The 16,650-nt window shown below is 60.2% G+C and carries 14 protein-coding genes; 5 read left to right on the forward strand and 9 right to left on the reverse strand.

Annotated features, from left to right (window positions below; all coding sequences use genetic code 11):
* The first annotated feature begins 135 nt into the window (after nucleotides 1-135).
* From IOD40_RS14275 to IOD40_RS14290, 4 genes are all read left to right on the forward strand, one after another.
* Nucleotides 136-1,335 carry an OpgC family protein gene (locus tag IOD40_RS14275; protein WP_198477345.1) on the forward strand — a complete coding sequence of 400 codons (1,200 nt, stop codon included), beginning with the start codon at nucleotides 136-138 and terminating at the stop codon, nucleotides 1,333-1,335.
* Nucleotides 1,268-3,721, forward strand: coding sequence for an ATP-dependent helicase HrpB (gene hrpB, locus IOD40_RS14280; protein WP_198477347.1), 2,454 nt, complete (start codon nucleotides 1,268-1,270; stop codon nucleotides 3,719-3,721). Before IOD40_RS14275 ends, hrpB begins: the two co-directional genes overlap by 68 nt.
* A gap of 46 nt (nucleotides 3,722-3,767) precedes the next feature.
* Entirely contained in the window at nucleotides 3,768-5,084 is a 1,317-nt protein-coding gene (locus tag IOD40_RS14285; RefSeq protein ID WP_198477460.1) for an ActS/PrrB/RegB family redox-sensitive histidine kinase, read from the forward strand.
* A gap of 61 nt (nucleotides 5,085-5,145) precedes the next feature.
* Nucleotides 5,146-5,712 carry an ActR/PrrA/RegA family redox response regulator transcription factor gene (locus IOD40_RS14290; RefSeq protein ID WP_198477356.1) on the forward strand — a complete coding sequence of 189 codons (567 nt, stop codon included), beginning with the start codon at nucleotides 5,146-5,148 and terminating at the stop codon, nucleotides 5,710-5,712.
* A 1-nt stretch (nucleotide 5,713) separates the two neighbouring features.
* On the opposite strand, the gene IOD40_RS14295 is transcribed toward IOD40_RS14290, so the two are convergent.
* Complete coding sequence (locus IOD40_RS14295) at nucleotides 5,714-6,214, reverse strand: MmcB family DNA repair protein (RefSeq protein WP_198477461.1); 501 nt, start codon at nucleotides 6,212-6,214, stop codon at nucleotides 5,714-5,716.
* Nucleotides 6,215-6,497: 283 nt separating this feature from the next.
* On the opposite strand from IOD40_RS14295, the gene IOD40_RS14300 reads away from it, so the two are divergent.
* Complete coding sequence (locus IOD40_RS14300) at nucleotides 6,498-7,115, forward strand: L,D-transpeptidase (protein WP_198477462.1); 618 nt, start codon at nucleotides 6,498-6,500, stop codon at nucleotides 7,113-7,115.
* 103 nt (nucleotides 7,116-7,218) lie between these two features.
* On the opposite strand, the gene IOD40_RS14305 is transcribed toward IOD40_RS14300, so the two are convergent.
* From IOD40_RS14305 to hemW, 8 genes are all read right to left on the reverse strand, one after another.
* Nucleotides 7,219-7,800, reverse strand: a complete 582-nt coding sequence (locus tag IOD40_RS14305) for a NifU family protein (protein ID WP_198477358.1) — start codon at nucleotides 7,798-7,800, stop codon at nucleotides 7,219-7,221.
* A gap of 152 nt (nucleotides 7,801-7,952) precedes the next feature.
* Nucleotides 7,953-8,444, reverse strand: a complete 492-nt coding sequence (locus IOD40_RS14310) for a universal stress protein (RefSeq protein ID WP_198477359.1) — start codon at nucleotides 8,442-8,444, stop codon at nucleotides 7,953-7,955.
* Between the two features lie 97 nt (nucleotides 8,445-8,541).
* Nucleotides 8,542-9,609, reverse strand: coding sequence for a tryptophan--tRNA ligase (gene trpS, locus IOD40_RS14315; RefSeq protein WP_198477360.1), 1,068 nt, complete (start codon nucleotides 9,607-9,609; stop codon nucleotides 8,542-8,544).
* 75 nt (nucleotides 9,610-9,684) lie between these two features.
* Nucleotides 9,685-11,280: a murein biosynthesis integral membrane protein MurJ gene (gene murJ, locus IOD40_RS14320; protein ID WP_198477361.1), complete on the reverse strand. Its 1,596-nt coding sequence runs from the start codon at nucleotides 11,278-11,280 to the stop codon at nucleotides 9,685-9,687.
* Between the two features lie 33 nt (nucleotides 11,281-11,313).
* The gene (locus IOD40_RS14325; protein ID WP_198477366.1) at nucleotides 11,314-14,112 is read right to left on the reverse strand and encodes a [protein-PII] uridylyltransferase; all 2,799 of its coding nucleotides are present in this window, start codon (nucleotides 14,110-14,112) and stop codon (nucleotides 11,314-11,316) included.
* Between the two features lie 101 nt (nucleotides 14,113-14,213).
* Nucleotides 14,214-14,588, reverse strand: coding sequence for a YraN family protein (locus tag IOD40_RS14330; protein WP_198477368.1), 375 nt, complete (start codon nucleotides 14,586-14,588; stop codon nucleotides 14,214-14,216).
* A complete protein-coding gene (gene rsmI / locus IOD40_RS14335; protein WP_198477369.1) occupies nucleotides 14,578-15,474 on the reverse strand; it encodes a 16S rRNA (cytidine(1402)-2'-O)-methyltransferase in 897 nt (298 codons plus the stop codon). The genes IOD40_RS14330 and rsmI overlap by 11 nt, the downstream gene beginning before the upstream one ends.
* A 3-nt stretch (nucleotides 15,475-15,477) precedes the next feature.
* Nucleotides 15,478-16,626: a radical SAM family heme chaperone HemW gene (gene hemW, locus IOD40_RS14340; protein WP_198477370.1), complete on the reverse strand. Its 1,149-nt coding sequence runs from the start codon at nucleotides 16,624-16,626 to the stop codon at nucleotides 15,478-15,480.
* Nucleotides 16,627-16,650 lie beyond the last annotated feature (24 nt).

Raw genomic sequence — 16,650 nt, forward strand, 5'->3', positions numbered from 1 at the left:
CGCCGCGCCGTTCCGCTGTCAATGGAAACATGACAAAAAACCTCATACATCAATAGTTTAGAATCGTTCTAACTTCACTCCGGCAGCGACATCTTGTTCAGCCGGAACCTATTCGGGCTCCACTGATTGAATGACATGGCAAATTTGAACAAAAGCGTGCGTGATACCCGGATCGACGTCATCAGAGCAGTCGCGCTGATCACGATCTTCATCAATCATGTGCCAGGCAACCCGCTTGAAGCCTTGACCTCCAAGAACTTCGGCTTCTCGGACGCCGCAGAAGCCTTTGTTCTTATCTCCGGGATTTCCGCCGCTTTTGCCTATGGGCTGAAGTTCAATTGGGACAGCGCGCTGCCTTTGACGCTCAAGATGTGGCGGCGGGCGGGCGTCCTCTACATCGCCCAGCTCGGCACGACGATGGCAACGCTCGGCATCTTCTCCTACTTCTCGCTTCAATTTGCCGCGCCGCATCTTCTGGAGAAAATCAACATCGGGCCGGTGATGGATGATACCGCGGCCGCCCTGTTCGGCATTGTCACGATGGGGCACCAGCTCGGCTACAACAACATCCTGTCCATGTATGCTGGCGTCCTTCTCCTGTTGCCGATCTTCCTGTTGATCGGACGGGTTCGCCTTTCGCTGATGGTCGCCGCGTCAGGCCTGGTGTGGCTGCTTGCAGGCATCTACCGGGTTGGTCCCCTCAACTATCCGAACGACGGCGTCTGGTTCCTCAACCCGCTGTCGTGGCAATTCTTGTTCGTCATCGGCCTTGCATCGATGATTCATATCAAGCGCGGTGGCTCGCTTCCCAAAAGCCCGCTTCTGATCGGTCTCGCCGCGCTCTACCTCATCATCTCCATGGCATGGGTGAAGATCCCGCTCTGGGGCATCAACACGTCGATGGGGCTTCCGTCAGTCCTGACCGGCTTTGACAAGACCTTCCTGTCTGCCCCGCGCCTCCTGCATGTGCTGGCAACTGCCTACCTGATCGCGAGCCTCCCATGGTTGAACGGACTTGCACGGCTTTCCGAAAGCAATCCGCTGGCGCTGATGGGACGCCACGCTTTGCCTGTCTTCGTGGTCGGCACCATCCTGTCGATGGCTGCCCAGGCGTGGCGCATGGTTTATGTCACCAATTACAACGTCGATATCGCCATCGTGGCAGCAGGCATCGTGCTGCAATTCGGCGTTGCGTGGTACATTGAGTGGTACCGCCGTGTCGTGAACGGCTGGAAGCCGGCGACAAGTTCGGGCATACCGGCGCGTGATGTCGAAACCACTGCCCGAACTGCCCGTATCGAACGTTCTACCCCAAGTACTGGACGCGCTGGCTGATCGCCAGTCCGCGGTTCTCGTTGCGCCTCCGGGCGCAGGCAAGACCACATTGGTTCCCCTCGCGCTCCTCGATCAGGAATGGCGGGGGGACGGCAAGATCCTGCTTCTTGAGCCTCGACGCCTCGCAGCCCGTGCCGCCGCACGGCGCATGGCAGCCCTTCTGGGTGAAGAGCCGGGCGAAACGGTTGGCTATGCCATGCGCATGGACAGCCGCAGCTCGGCCAAGACGCGCATTCTCGTCGTCACGGAAGGGATTTTGGCGCGCATGATCCTCGACGATGCCGAACTGCCCGGCGTCTCGGCGATCATCTTTGACGAATTTCACGAACGCTCCCTTGATGGCGATTTCGGCCTTGCGCTGGCGCTTGATGTGCAAGGCGCTCTGCGTCCAGATCTTCGGCTCCTCGTCATGTCGGCAACAATCGACGGTGCGCGGGTTGCCAGCCTTCTTGGTGACGTACCTGTCATCACCAGCGAAGGCCGCACCTTCCCGATCGACATTCGCCACCGCGAGCGACCAGCCGAGCAACGCATCGAAGATGCGATGGCTGAAGCCTGCCGCGCGATGCTGGCTGAGGAAGAAGGCAGCATCCTCGCCTTCCTGCCGGGACAGCGCGAGATTGAACGCACGGCCGAACAGCTGCGAGACCGCGTGCCTGCTAATGTCGACATCACGCCGCTTTATGGCGGGCTCGATGGCAAGGCACAGGATGCGGCGATCAAGCCTGCGGCCAGTGGGCGTCGCAAGATCGTGCTCGCAACCTCGATCGCGGAAACCTCGATCACCATCGACGGGGTTCGCGTCGTCATCGATTCAGGGCTGGCGCGACTGCCGAAATATGAGCCTGCTACCGGGCTGACCCGGCTGGAAACGGCTCGTGTGTCACGCGCCTCGGCAGACCAGCGTGCTGGACGTGCCGGGCGAACCGAACCGGGCGTCGCGTTGCAGCTCTGGCGCGCCGAACAGACCGCTGCGCTTCCGGCGTTCAGCCCGCCCGAGATCCTGGAAGCCGATCTGTCTGGTCTTTTGCTCGACTGCGCTGTCTTTGGTGTCGTGGATCCGGCCACGCTTTCCTTCCTCGACAAGCCGCCCGCGCCTGCCCTTTCCGAAGCACGCAGCTTGTTGCGCGAACTTGGCGCGCTGGATGAAAACGGCCGCCTCACCGAAACAGGCGAGGCGATGCGCAAACTCGCGCTGCCTGTGCGGCTGGCTCATATGGTTGCGCGGGCTGACAATCCCCGTCTTGCGACGCAGCTTGCCATTTTGTTGACTGAAAGGGGGCTGGGTGGAAATTCGCTAGATCTCGAACGTCGCCTCAGCGCATTTCGCATCGACAAAAGCCCCCGCGCCCAGGCTGCGAAAGGCATGGCGGATCGGCTGGCGAAGGCGGCGCGCGGCACTCCCCCCACTGGCGCGGACAATTCCGCCGGAGCTACCCTCCTCCTCGCTTATCCTGATCGTGTCGCCAAGGCGCGCGGCGAGTACGGGCGGTTTGTGCTGGCGAACGGGCGCGGTGCGATGCTGGATCCCGCCGATCCACTGGCAAGGGAGCCATTTCTGGTGGTCGCCGACATTCAGGGCAAGGCGCAAAATGCGCGAATCGCCTCGGCAGCCGCAGTGTCTGAAGAGGATTTGCGCCGCGTTCTTGCCGATCGGCTGGAGATCATCTCGGAAAGCTCCTTTGACCCCGAGCGCGGCGCAGTGCGGGTGCGAGAGACAATTCGGATCGGGGCTATCCGCCTTACGGAGCGGCTATTGCCGGCTCCCAAGGGTACCGATGCCGACCACGCCGTGATTGAGGCAATCAGGTCACACGGCCTCGATATTCTGGAATGGGGTAAGGGCGTCGGCACATTGCGCCGACGGCTGGCCTGGCTTCACACCGGTCTTGGCGAACCATGGCCTGACATGAGCGATGAAGCCCTCATCGCCAAGCTTGATGAGTGGCTGTTGCCATTCCTGTCGGGCGGAGCCTCGCTGGCAAAAATCGATCAGCAGGCGTTGAGCAACGGGCTTATGTCGCTGGTGCCGTACGACCTCCAGCGCAAGGTGGGCGAACTTGCGCCGACACACTTTAGTGCCCCGACCGGAAACTCTCTGCCAATCCGCTACGATGAGGAGCGGCCGGTTCTGGCGATCCGCGTCCAGGAACTGTTCGGCCTCGACAAGCACCCGTCGATCGCCAACGGAACGGTGCCGCTGACACTTGAACTTTTGTCACCGGCCCATCGCCCGATCCAGACAACCCGCGACCTTCCCGGCTTCTGGCGCGGGTCCTGGGCAGACGTGCGATCGGACATGCGCGGGCGCTACCCCAAGCATGTCTGGCCGGAAAATCCGCTCGAGGCTGCACCTACCGCACGCGCAAAACCGCGGGGTCAATAGCGTTCGGCACTTGGCGCAGCGGGAGGCCGCGCGTATACCCAATCTCATGCTGATGAAGATGGGCAAGCCCGACCCCCTGCAGATCCACCATCTGCGCCTCAACACGCTGCTGCGCTTGCGGTGGCTTGCCGTTGTTGGCCAGAGCGCCGCAGTTCTGTTTGTCGCCTATATTCTTCAGTTCCCGCTGCCCGTCAGCCTGTGCTTCGCACTGATTGCGCTGTCAGCGGGTCTGAATCTTCTGCTGGCCTTCCGCTATCCCGCGACCCATCGCCTGCCGCCGACATTCGCCCTTGCGATCATGCTGTTCGACGCCCTGCAACTGGCAGGACTTCTCTACATGACCGGCGGGATGACCAATCCGTTTTCGCTGCTGATGACCGTGCCGGTGGTGATCTCGGCGACGTCGCTATCAGCGCGTTGGACCATGCTCCTAGGTCTTCTGGTCGTCGCCATGGCCACGGTCTTGATGTTCTTCCACCTGCCGTTGCCGTGGTTTCCGGGCCAGACGCTGCGCATGCCCTTTATCTATACTTTCGGCATGTGGATCGCGGTCGTATCGTCTATCGCCTTCACAGCCGTTTATGCCTACCGCGTGGCGGAAGAGGCGCGCCTGCTTGCGAACGCATTGTCGGCGACCGAACTCATCCTCCAGCGCGAGCAGCATCTGTCGGCGCTCGACGGGCTAGCCGCAGCGGCCGCCCATGAGCTTGGCACGCCGCTGGCCACCATCGCTTTGGTTGCCAAGGAGATGGAACGAGCGCTCGGTGAAGATTCCCGTTTTCGCGAAGATGTCGTCCTGCTGCGCAGCCAGTCCGAGCGCTGCCGCGACATTCTCAAGCGACTGACGAGCCTGTCGAGCGAGGGAGAAGTTCACCTTGCCCGCCTGCCCTTCACCTCGCTGATCGAGGAAGTCATCGATCCCCATCGCGAGTTTGGTATCGAGATCCTTCTGCGGCCAGGAAATCTTCTGGGGTCGGAACCTGTCGGCCGTCGCAACCCTGGCGTGATCTACGGCCTCGGCAATCTCGTTGAAAACGCCGTCGACTTCGCGCGCGAAAAGGTCGAGCTCAGCTGGGAATGGAACTCCAGCACGATCGATATCAAGCTGACCGATGACGGACCTGGATTTCCAGCGGAGATTGTAGATCGCATCGGGGAACCCTACATGTCGAGACGACCACCCGATGAGGGGGGACGGGGCCTCGGCCTGGGACTGTTCATTGCAAAGACGCTTCTGGAGCGCTCGGGAGCCAGCGTTAAGTTCGGCAATTCCAGCGAACCCGGAAGAGGCGCGGTGGTTAAGGTGTCGTGGCCTCGCGAGGCCTTTTTGGCCCGCTCGCCTGTCGCCGACGACGCCTATTGAGCTGGAAGACATTTGAAGCGGTGTTTTAGCGCCGCCAAACTAGAAGATCGGAGCGGCAATTATGAGCGACGAAGTATCCCCCGATGTGACGGAAATCCTGGGTGAGGATCGTACCTTGCTCATCGTCGAGGACGACAAGCCGTTTCTGACGCGCCTGGCGCGTGCCATGGAAGGTCGCGGCTTTCTGGTGGATACTGCAGAATCCGTCGAAGAAGCGATTTCCAAGGTTAAATCTGCTCCTCCGGCCTATGCGGTCGTTGATATGCGCCTTGGCGACGGCAATGGTCTCGACGTGGTCGCAACGCTTCGGGAAAAGCGGGAAGATGCCCGCGCAGTCATCTTGACCGGCTACGGCAATATCGCGACAGCCGTGACGGCGGTGAAGCTCGGTGCCATCGATTATCTGTCAAAGCCCGCTGATGCCGATGATGTCTACGCCGCGCTGACTAGCAGCGGCGCAGAGAAGGTTGCGCCTCCCGAAAACCCGATGTCAGCAGACCGGGTCCGCTGGGAGCACATTCAGCGCGTCTATGAAATGTGCGACCGTAACGTCTCGGAAACGGCACGACGCCTCAACATGCATCGCCGTACGCTGCAGCGCATTCTCGCCAAGCGCGCCCCGCGCTAATCTACTCGCCTTCGTTGGCTAGCGTCGGAACGGAAACGCCCGCCATCTCGGCTGCCGTGAGGCGGGCAGCACCTGCACGTGCGATCCGCAGCATCAGCGCCTTGCGTGTGGCCGCCGACAGGCGATGCTCCGGCGCATCGCGGATCATCTCGGCTCCATAACCGTCTGCAAGGATGAAACCGCACTCGTCCGGGAAAATATCCGCCGGGACTTGCGGATGGGTCGCAAAGAAGAACCGGTCGCAATAGAGCCGGTATTCCGGCCATTTGCGGTCGACACGGAAATCCTCAACCGACGACTTGATCTCGATGATCCAGATCTCGCCTTTTGCCGTGATCGCCAGAAGATCGGCACGGCGGCCGTTTGCAAGGCACAGTTCCGGTATCGACGTGACACCCATCTGTGCCAGCAACCGCTGAACGCCACGGCGGACCAGCATGGCACGCTCGGATTGTCGTCCATCGATGAGTGGATTGAGAGGAATCGGCGAAACTATCGGCATGGCCCAAAATGGCATTTAACGCTCTTCCCGCAAAGATGTTCAGACACGGAAGCTGCCATCTCCGGACATTCACAACGTGACGTTGCGTCCTCCTGTTCTTCGCCAACATAGCCGCTGACAGGCATTCCGTTGCTCTTTTGCAATAGGGTTAAGAAAGAATGCGCTGAACCGCAGGTTGAGATCGCTGTGTCCACTTGGCAATTCATGAAGGGGCGCGTAGGGAAACATGACGAGAATGTGGCGCTCGTTGGGCCACATTCAGGAACTCGCTTTCAGGCAGCACATGCAGTCGAGACGGACTTTTCTTCTGGGCGCTCTGGGAATGACGGCGGCGATGGCTGGCTGCACCACGGGCGAGCTTAACATTTTCACCGCTGAGTACGGTGCCCGCAAAGACCATGGCTATCAGTTGCCATCCGTCCCGATCCATCAGATTGCGCGCAAGTACCACCGCCAGATCGTCCGCTACAAGACGGATGAGAAGCCGGGGTCCATCATCGTCGATACCAAGGACAAGTTCCTCTACTTCGTGATGCCGGACGGCAAGGCGATGCGTTATGGCATCGGCATTGGCCGCGAGGGCTTCGAATGGAAGGGCACCACGCGCGTTGCCATGAAGCGCGAATGGCCTACCTGGACGCCCCCGGCAGAGATGATCAAGCGCCAGCCCGAGCTTGCCAAATGGCGAGGCGGCCAACCCGGCGGCCTTTCCAATCCGCTTGGCGCACGCGCGCTCTACCTGTTCAACAGGAGCGGCGACACCGGCTACCGCCTGCACGGCTCGCCGGAATGGAATTCGATCGGTCGTGCCGTCTCGTCGGGATGTGTGCGCCTGATCAATCAGGACATTATCGACCTCTACGACCGCGTCGAAATCGGCGCCAAGGTCATCGTCATCTGAACTTGTAAGTTTCCGCGAGCCGTCTGGGCAACACTGACGTCGCAACAAAAAACCGGGCGAGAATGCCCGGTTTTTTCGTCTCTATGGCCTGAACCGGTCGAGATCAGACGATCTGTTCGACCTGCTGAACTTCCGGAACGAAGTGGCGAAGCAGGTTCTGGATGCCGTGCTTGAGCGTTGCCGTGGAGGACGGGCAGCCAGCGCAAGCGCCCTTCATGTGCAGGAAGACCGTGCCGTTCTCATAGCCGCGGAATGTGATGTCGCCACCGTCCTGAGCAACAGCCGGACGAACGCGCGTATCAAGCAATTCCTTGATGGTGAGAACGATCTCCTCGTCATCCTTGGAGTAGAACTCCTCACCCTCGTCATGGGCAGCACTGTCAGCAGCATGCGAAACTGAGGTCATGACCGGCTGACCGGACATGAAGTGCTCCATGATCGCGCCGAGGATTGCCGGCTTTAAATGCTGCCAGTCGTAATCGTCGTTCTTGGTGACGGTGACGAAGTCATAACCGTAGAAGACACCGACAACACCCGGAACATCGAAAAGCCGGCCCGCCAGCGGAGAGGCAGAACGCGCGCTTTCGGCGTCGCGGAAGTCTGCAGTGCCCTCATCAAGCACGACCTTGCCGGGCAGGAATTTCAGCGTCGCGGGATTGGGCGTGGATTCAGTCTGGATGAACATAAGCGCTCTCCGCGTCTACAGTTTGGAATAATTCTAAATAGCGATCAAATGCGGCGGCGGCAAGCCGCAATGATCCGGTCGCGTAAAACGTGATCGCTACGAATATGGGGCTGACGCCCTCAATAGGCAAATCTGGCCGTGCCGAGCAGAGGTCAGGTGAAGCTTTCGAGCTCTTCGTCCGAGACGCTCAGCGGCACAACTGTGACCGGGATGGGGAATGCCGCGCCCTTGCCGGCAACTGCTGCTACCAGAGGGCCAGGCCCCTCCTTGGTGCTGCCTGCTGCGAGGACCAGAACCGCAATATCCTGATCTTCCTCGATTAGCTTGTGAATCTCTTCCTTGGTCGTGCCTTCGCGGACCACGAGCTCGGGTTCAATCCCGACCGCCTCCCGGACCTTTACCGCTTGCGCATGAAGGGCATTGCTCGCAGCCGTATTGGCTTCCTCGCGCATAATCTGCTCGACGCCCAGAAAATGCTGAAAATCACTTGAATCGATTACGTGCAACAGGACCAGTGCACCATTCGTCGCGGCGGCGCGGTGCGCTGCATAGGAGATGGCACGTTCGGACTCCGGCGTTCCATCTGCAATGGCCAGGAATTTGCGCCGGTGACCAGCCTCACGGCTGAGACGTTTTGAAACCATGAACTTTCCCGTTTTGGCTGCGCCAATCGGGTGCAATCTGCCATTCGGCAGGTTCCGGGGCAAGCAGAATGCAACTTCCGCCTGCCCCGATACTCCATCAGTTGTCGAGAAGACCGATGATTTCTTTCACGGACTTCATGGTGTCCTCGGCGATCACGCCCGCACGCTCGCCACCATCGCGAAGCACGCTGTCGATATAGGCAGGATCGGCCTCAAGCTTGCGCATTTCCGAAGCGATCGGCGCGAGCTTTTCAACGGCAAGATCGGCAAGCGCTGGCTTGAAGGCCGAGAATTGCTGACCACCAAACTGGGCAAGCACCTGCTCGCGTGTCATCTCGGCGAGAGCTGCGTAGATGCCGACGAGGTTTTCCGCCTCAGGACGGCCTTCAAGGCCCTCAACTTCCGACGGTAGCGCCTCGGGGTCGGTCTTGGCCTTCTTGATCTTCTTCGAGATCGTGTCGGCATCATCAGTGAGGTTGATGCGCGAAAGGTCCGATGGATCCGACTTCGACATCTTCTTCGAGCCTTCGCGCAGGCTCATGACGCGTGTGGCGGGGCCCTCGATCAGCGGCTCAGTAATCGGGAAGAAACCGTTGACGCTCTCGTCACCAACCTGCATCTCGACGCCAACGCCCAATTCGCCGATGCGCGCCGAGAAATCGTTATTGAATTTGGTAGCGATGTCGCGCGTCAGTTCAAGATGCTGTTTCTGGTCATCGCCAACCGGAACGTGGGTGGCGCGGTAGAGCAGAATGTCAGCGGCCATCAGGCTCGGATAGGCGAGCAGGCCCAGCGACGCGTTCTCGCGGTCTTTGCCAGCCTTGTCCTTGAACTGCGTCATGCGGTTCATCCAGCCGATGCGGGCGACGCAGTTGAAGATCCAGGCGAGCTCTGCGTGCTGCGGCACGCGCGCCTGATTGAAAACAATGTGCTTCTTCGGATCAATGCCGGAAGCAAGGAACGCTGCGGTGATCGAACGGGTCTGGCCGGCGAGATCGCCATGGACGAGTTGCGCGGTGATCGCGTGCAGGTCGACGACGCAATAGATGCACTCATGGCTGTCCTGCAGCGCGACGAACTTGCGGATAGCGCCGAGATAATTGCCGAGATGCAGATTTCCGGTTGGCTGGACGCCGGAGAAAACAAGTGGCTTGAAACTGGTCATGATAACGGTCCAGGGCTGGTGGAGGGCCTCGTTGGACGAGGGCTGGAATGCCTCGCGCTTATGCCGGATGCTGCGCTACTCTTCAAGTGGCGCAGCCTGTCCGGTAGCCGGCTTTCGCTTGCGTCGCAAGGCTCCGAGGAGCTCGTCGCGATCAATCGCTCCGGTCGCGATGACGATTGCGAAATAGACGATCGCGGCGAGCCCGATGATGACGAGAACGGTCAGCGCACGAACTCCGAGCGAGGGATTGTGCACGTGGGATGCCAGGGCTGCATCAAGGCCCAAAACCACCGCACCCATCGCAACGCTTGCCAGAACGATGAAGACAATCCGGCGGAGCGTTTCCGGGGACGGGCGAAAATCACCGCGACGCCACAGGACGACTGCCAGCAGAACGAAATTCACCCACGCGGCAATCGAGGTTGCGGCGGCAATGCCCACATGCCCGTAAGAGGGAAACAACGCCACGCTGCCAACGATATTGACGACCACAGCCACGATCGAGAACCACATCGGGCTCTTCATGTCGAGGCGGGCAAAGAAGGCCGGTGAAAATACCTTGATGAGCACGTAGGCCGGAAGACCGGTTGCAAAGGCGGCAAGCGCCGCAGCCGTGAGTTCCGTGGTCTGTGGCGTGAATGCGCCACGTTCATAAACGATGTTCACCAGCGGGCCCGCAAACAGCATGAAGCCGACGGCCGCAGGCAATGTCAGGCACAGTGCAAATTCAAGCGAGCGGTTCTGCAGGTGCTGAGCGTCATCATGGTCACCCGCCTTCAGCGAGCGGGCAAGTTCGGGCAGGAGCACCACCCCCACCGCAATGCCGATGATCCCGAGCGGCAACTGGTTGATACGGTCCGCATAATTCAGGAGCGCGATCGCACCTTCCTGCGATGAAGCGATGATCTGGCCAACCAGCAAATTGATCTGGGTGACGCCGCCAGTGAGAACTGCAGGGCCCATCAGGACGAGCAGTTTCTTGACGTCCGGTGTCAGCCGGGGCACGCGCAAGCGCATTCCAAAACCCTGGCGGCGCACCGCCCAGTAAAGGCATCCAAGCTGCGCGAAACCTGAAACCAGAACACCCCAGGACAGCAAAAGCCCGGTATCCCGCTCGTTCATGTCTGTGCCGAGACTGATGACCAGAGCGCCGATCATGCCGGCGTTAAGCAAGATCGGAACGAAGGCGGCAAGGAAATAGTGCCGCATCGAGTTCAGCATGCCGGACAGCATCGCCACGAGAGACATGCAAAGCAGATACGGGAACATGATCTGCGTCATCAGGACGGTCATGTCGAGTTTTTCGGGATCGTCGGCGAAGCCAGGCGCGATGACCCATCTCGTCAGGAACGGCATCGTAATCATGGCCAGCGCCGACAGGAACAGAAGCCACGCAGTCAGGACGGAAAGAACCTGCTCGGAGAACTTTCGCGCAGCTTCCGGCCCCCCGCCTTCAAGCTCCTTGGCAAAAAGCGGGATGAAGGCAGAGTTGAACGCCCCTTCCGCAAAAAGGCGGCGAAACAGGTTTGGGAACCGGAATGCGGCATAGAAGGCATCCGCCATGGGACCAGCACCGAGCGCAGCACCGATCAGAGCTTCGCGAACGAAGCCGACCACACGGCTGAGGGTCGTCGCGCCACCGACGGTGGCGAATTTCTTGATGAGGCTCATCGTTCTGCTCTGGATTGAAGCTTCAACACCAACTCATGCCGCCGCGGTACTGGAGGAAGAGCCTGCGTGCCCCTCGCCTTCCATGACTGCAAGGAGGTTTTGCTTGATCTTGGCCTGCCGCGTGGGATTTTCGATCTTCTGGCCCGTCAGATCGGTGACATAGAACGTATCGATCACCTTCTCGCCGAAGGTGGTGATGTGGGCCGAGGCGATGTCGAGTGACAAATCCGATATCGCGCTGGTTATCTGCGACAACAGGCCGGGCCGATCCAGCCCCTTCACCTCGATCACCGAAAAGCGGTTGGACAAGGTGTTGCCGATGTCGACGCGTGGCTGGATCTGGAAAGTCTTCGCCCCGCGTTTGGGTTTGGTGCGCTTCTCGATCATTTCCGGCAACCGTGTCTTGCCTGACAGCACATCTTCAATCAGCTTGCCGACACGCTCGCCGCGTCGGGTTTCGTCCTCATCCATGTCGAATTCGCGGCTGATCAGGATCGTATCCAGCGCGCGGCCATCGGCCGTGGTGAATATCTGCGCATCGACAATATTGCCTCCAGCCGCCGCACACGCACCCGCGATGATCGACAAAAGGCGAGGATGGTCAGGTGCAAGCACCGTGATCTCGGTTACGCCTTCAAACTCATGCGCACGCACCGCCGTGGCGAGCCTGCGACCAGCCTGGTCGGCGCTGCGGATGAAATTGGCATGGCGCACCTGGTCTGGCAGTTCGACCGTCAGCAAGTAATTGTCATAAAACAGCTTGGTGAACGCCGCGCGTTCCTTGGCATCCCATTCTGCAAGCGCCCGATCAAGCTCCTCACGTGCAATATGCGCCCGCTCGGATCGCGACATTTCCGAAAATCCGCCGGTCAGTTGCAGCTCTGTCTCGAAATAGAGGGTGCGCAAAAGCTGGCCCTTCCAGCCGTTCCACACGCCCGGCCCGACACCGCGAATGTCGCAGACGGTCAGAACAAGCAGCAGCTTGAGCCGCTCGACCGATTGCACGACATCGGCAAAGTCCTGGATCGTCTTGCGGTCGTTCAAATCACGCGTTTGCGCGGTCATCGACATGACAAGGTGATGCTCGATGAGCCAGGCAATCATCTCTGTTTCGGGAGGCGAAAACCCCATATGCGGGCACAGGCGGCGCGCGATCTTGGCTCCTGCCTCGGAGTGATCCTCCGGCCTTCCCTTGGCGATGTCATGGAACAGGACCGCGACATAGAGGAGTTTGCGATGTGCCTTCAGGCTTGGCATCAGCCCATGGGTCAGCGGGTGGATGTCTTCCGCCTTCCCCTTCTCGATCTGCGACAGGACGCCAACGCAGCGAAGCAAATGCTCATCCACCGTATAGTGGTGGTACATGTTGAACTGCATCATCGCCACGATCTTGTTGAAGTCGGGGATGAGCTTTCCAAGAAGCCCCGCCTCGTTCATGCGGCGCATATTGAGCTCTGGGTCTCGGTCAGAGGTCAGCACGTCCATGAACAGACGATTGGCTTCCTCGCTGCGGCGCAGGTTCCGGTCCACCAGCTTCAGTGACCGGGTCAGAAGCTTCAGCGCGTCCGGGTGAAACTCAAGACCATGCTTGTCAGCGAACCAGAACAGACGCAGCATGTTGACCGGATCCCGCTTGAAGACCTCCTCATCCGCCACGTTGATGCGATGGTTATCGATGATGAAGTCCGACGTGCCCGCCAGCTTTCGCTTGCGCCTTGAATAAGGCGCCTTGATCGGGTCGAAGCCTGGTGCGTGCTTGGCCTGCTCCTCCTCAAGCGCTGCGCAAAAGATACGTGTCAGGTCACCGACGGTCTTGGCGGTCAGGAAGTAATGCTTCATGAAACGCTCGACCGCCAACAGGCCGGGGTGTCGCGTGTAATCAAGACGCTCGGCAATGTCGCGCTGAATGTCGAAATGCAGGCGTTCCTCGGCTCGGCCGGTCAGAAAGTGCATGTGGCAGCGCACTGCCCAAAGGAAATCTTCCGCCTTGCGAAACTGGTTGAACTCAGCACGCGTGAAGACGCCCTTGCCGACCAGCTCCTCAGCTGTACGGACCCTGTAGAAATATTTGCCGATCCAGAACAGGGTCTGCAGATCGCGCAGGCCACCCTTGCCCTCCTTGACGTTGGGCTCGACCCGGTAACGGCTTTCACCGACCCGGGCATGCCGCTCGTCCCTTTCGGCAAGCTTTGCCTGGACAAAGGCGGGACCCGTGTCCTTGACGACTTCGTCGTCAAACCGCTCGACCAGCTCGGCAAAGAGCTCATCGTCGCCGATGATGAACCTTGCTTCCAGGATCGAGGTTCGGATTGTGATATCTGTCAGCGAAAGGCGGACGCAGTCATCAAGATTGCGGGTCGCGTGGCCAACCTTCAGCCCCAGATCCCAGAGCATGTAGAGGATGTATTCGGCAACCTGTTCGCCCCAGGGCGTCTGCTTGTATGGCAGCACGAAAAGCAGATCGATGTCGGAGCCGGGAGCAAGCGTACCGCGACCATAGCCGCCCACCGCCACCACGCTCATGCGCTCCGACGATGAGGGATTCATCGCCCGATAAACATGATCGCAGGCGAACTGATAGAGCGCGGTGATGACCTCGTCCATCAAATAGGACAAGCGCTCGGCGCATGCGGTGCCGCTGCCGTCCTCACCCAGCATCTGTTCGGCAATTTCCCGGCCCTTGAGGATGTACCCTTTCAGCAGCTTTATCGCAGATCTGCGCACCTCTGGCGCAGAGCCATCGCCACCGTAAGGGGCCGCCAGCTCGCAAAGCTCCCGCCGCAGCGATGCGCCGTCGATGACTTTTTCAAGGTTGAGGGGAATCTTTGCCATGCGGTCCGGGGTCCGGGTAGATGCGGCTCTATAGCGCGAAACAGGCCAGAGTAACAGCGGGCAGCTTTTGCGCAGACATCAACAAAAATATGACGAGCCGGCTAACGTCCCTGAAACAGATTTTCGACGTGAACCGGCCAGCGCCACGGAAGAACCGCGACCATATCGAAACGAACCGACAGGCGCGAATAGTCAGGCTGACGTGCAAGCCAGAGATCTGCCGCCGCTTCGATGCGTCGTTCGCTGGCTGGGCTGATCGCTTCCATAGCCTGCAGAAGGCTCGGCCGCACCTTGACCTCGACGATCGCGACCAGGTCGCCACGACGCGCGATGAGGTCGATCTCGCCAAGCTTGGTGCGGTAACGCCGCTGGATGATGCGGTAGCCTTTCACCATCAGGGCAAGGGAGGCGACCCATTCGCCGCGATGTCCGCGACGCTCGTGATGCTGGCGCTTGTTGCGGGCGCTAACTCGCATCGCCTTTCAGTTCCATCAGCCGGCGGTATAGGTCCGACTTGCGGCCCCCGGTCATTTTGGCGGCTTCGCCAGCTGCTTTCGAAGCGCCAAGCTCCTCGGCCAGCGAAAGCAGGAGCGCATCGATATCTTCAACCGGATCGTTTGCTCCTCCGGGAGGCGCAACACAGACGACGATCTCGCCCTTGGGCGTGTCTTCACCTGCATAGGCAGCCGCGAGCGCAGCAAGGGACCCCCGGCGAAACTCTTCATAGGCTTTGGTCAGCTCACGTCCGACAGCCGCCGGACGATCGCCCAGCACTTGCGCCATCGATGCAAGGCTTTCGGCCAGTCGGCGCGGCGACTCATAAAAAATCAGCGTGCCGGGGATGTTCTTCAGTTCCTCAAGCCGAGTGCTTCGCTGGCCGGACTTTGAGGGAAGAAAGCCGGCAAAGAAGAAGGCGTCGGATGGGAGCCCCGCAGCCGAGATTCCCGAAAGAAGGGCTGATGCCCCCGGTATCGGGATTACGCGCCCGCCTGCGGCAATGACTTCCGAAGCGAGGCGGTAACCTGGATCTGAAACCAGCGGCGTACCTGCATCCGAGACGAGCGCAACGCTTTGCCCGGACAGGATCGCTTCCACCAGCTTCGGCCCTGCCTCGGCGGCGTTATGCTCATGGTATGGCATCGAGCGGCGGCGAATGCCGTAGCGGTCCAAAAGCTTGCGTGTGACGCGCGTGTCTTCACAGGCAAGCACATCCACCGACGCAAGAGTTTCCAGCGCGCGAATGGTGATGTCGGCAAGATTGCCGATCGGCGTTGCCACCAGATAGAGCGCAGGCTCCAGAGGACGGGCCGTGAAGCTGCTCTGTCCGATGACGTAGCTGCGGGATCTTTCTTCGTCGCTCATGACCTATCGTGCCAGATCGGCAACCACCGCGTCGAGCACGATCATGCCCGCAGGGGTTGCACGCAGACGTGAATTGCCGACCGGAGCGACGACGCCCTCCTCCTGCAGCACGGAAATCCGGCGCGAAGACAAGGACCGACCGGCCAGCGTCTCGTAGCGGACAAGGTCGATTCCCTCAGTTAGGCGAAGGCCCATCAGCAAATATTCGTCGGCTTCCTCAGAACGGGTCAGCACTTCGCCGCCAATCACGCCGTGGCCCTTGAGCTCGACGAGGTCGAGCCACCTTTCCGGGAGCCGCTCGGTGAAGGTGACGGTCCGACGGTCGTTCTCAATGAAGCGCCCGTGCGCGCCGGGTCCGATGCCGGCATATTCGCCATAGCGCCAGTAGACCAGATTGTGCTGGCTTTCCGCGCCCGGGCGGGCGTGGTTGGAAATCTCATATGCCGGAAGACCGCGTGCCGCCGTCACTTCCTGCGTCAGCTGGTAAAGATCGGCCGCATGATCCGGCTCAGGCATGACGAATTTGCCGGCCGCATGCAGCTGGAAGAAGCGCGTGCCCTCCTCCAGCGTCAACTGGTAGAGCGACAGGTGGTCGGCAGCATGATCGATAGCAGCGTTAAGCTCGGCTTCCCAAGCCTCAAGGCTCTGGTTTGGCCGCGCATAGATGAGATCAAAGGACAGACGCGGAAAGGTCTCCCGTGCAAGGCGAATCGCGCCCAGCGCCTGCTCGACATTGTGCAGACGGCCAAGGAAGCGCAGATCGGCATCATTGAGCGCCTGCACACCAAGGGAGACGCGGTTGACGCCTGCATCGCGATAGCCGCGAAAACGTTCGGCCTCGACCGAGGATGGATTTGCCTCAAGCGTGACTTCGATGCCAGCCGGGACAGTCCAGTGGCGAGCAACACTTTCCAGAACCGCGCCCACCGTCTCAGGCTTCATCAGCGAGGGCGTGCCACCTCCAAGGAAGATCGAGGTGACGGTGCGTGCGCCGGTGCGCTCGCGCATGGTTGCCATCTCGCGATCAAAGGCCGCTGCATAGCGCTCCTGATCGACCGGCTGATGGCGAACATGGCTGTTGAAGTCACAATAAGGGCATTTGGCCGCGCAAAACGGCCAGTGAACGTAAATGCCAAAGCCAGGATCGCTCAATGGAAAGCTCCGGTGTTGCCGCGC

The sequence above is a fragment of the Aquamicrobium zhengzhouense genome, from assembly GCF_016124105.1.
GTDB classification, from domain to species: Bacteria; Pseudomonadota; Alphaproteobacteria; order Rhizobiales; family Rhizobiaceae; genus Aerobium; species Aerobium zhengzhouense.

Coding starts and splice junctions, on each gene's coding strand:
- hrpB (WP_198477347.1), top strand. CDS start 1,268: ATGTCGAAACCACTGCCCGAACTGCCCGTATCGAACGTTCTACCCCAA.
- trpS (WP_198477360.1), bottom strand. CDS start 9,609: ATGACCAGTTTCAAGCCACTTGTTTTCTCCGGCGTCCAGCCAACCGGA.
- rsmI (WP_198477369.1), bottom strand. CDS start 15,474: ATGAGCGACGAAGAAAGATCCCGCAGCTACGTCATCGGACAGAGCAGC.
- IOD40_RS14310 (WP_198477359.1), bottom strand. CDS start 8,444: ATGGTTTCAAAACGTCTCAGCCGTGAGGCTGGTCACCGGCGCAAATTC.
- IOD40_RS14325 (WP_198477366.1), bottom strand. CDS start 14,112: ATGGCAAAGATTCCCCTCAACCTTGAAAAAGTCATCGACGGCGCATCG.
- IOD40_RS14305 (WP_198477358.1), bottom strand. CDS start 7,800: ATGTTCATCCAGACTGAATCCACGCCCAATCCCGCGACGCTGAAATTC.
- IOD40_RS14295 (WP_198477461.1), bottom strand. CDS start 6,214: ATGCCGATAGTTTCGCCGATTCCTCTCAATCCACTCATCGATGGACGA.
- IOD40_RS14275 (WP_198477345.1), top strand. CDS start 136: ATGGCAAATTTGAACAAAAGCGTGCGTGATACCCGGATCGACGTCATC.
- IOD40_RS14285 (WP_198477460.1), top strand. CDS start 3,768: ATGCTGATGAAGATGGGCAAGCCCGACCCCCTGCAGATCCACCATCTG.
- IOD40_RS14290 (WP_198477356.1), top strand. CDS start 5,146: ATGAGCGACGAAGTATCCCCCGATGTGACGGAAATCCTGGGTGAGGAT.
- IOD40_RS14330 (WP_198477368.1), bottom strand. CDS start 14,588: ATGCGAGTTAGCGCCCGCAACAAGCGCCAGCATCACGAGCGTCGCGGA.
- IOD40_RS14300 (WP_198477462.1), top strand. CDS start 6,498: ATGCAGTCGAGACGGACTTTTCTTCTGGGCGCTCTGGGAATGACGGCG.
- murJ (WP_198477361.1), bottom strand. CDS start 11,280: ATGAGCCTCATCAAGAAATTCGCCACCGTCGGTGGCGCGACGACCCTC.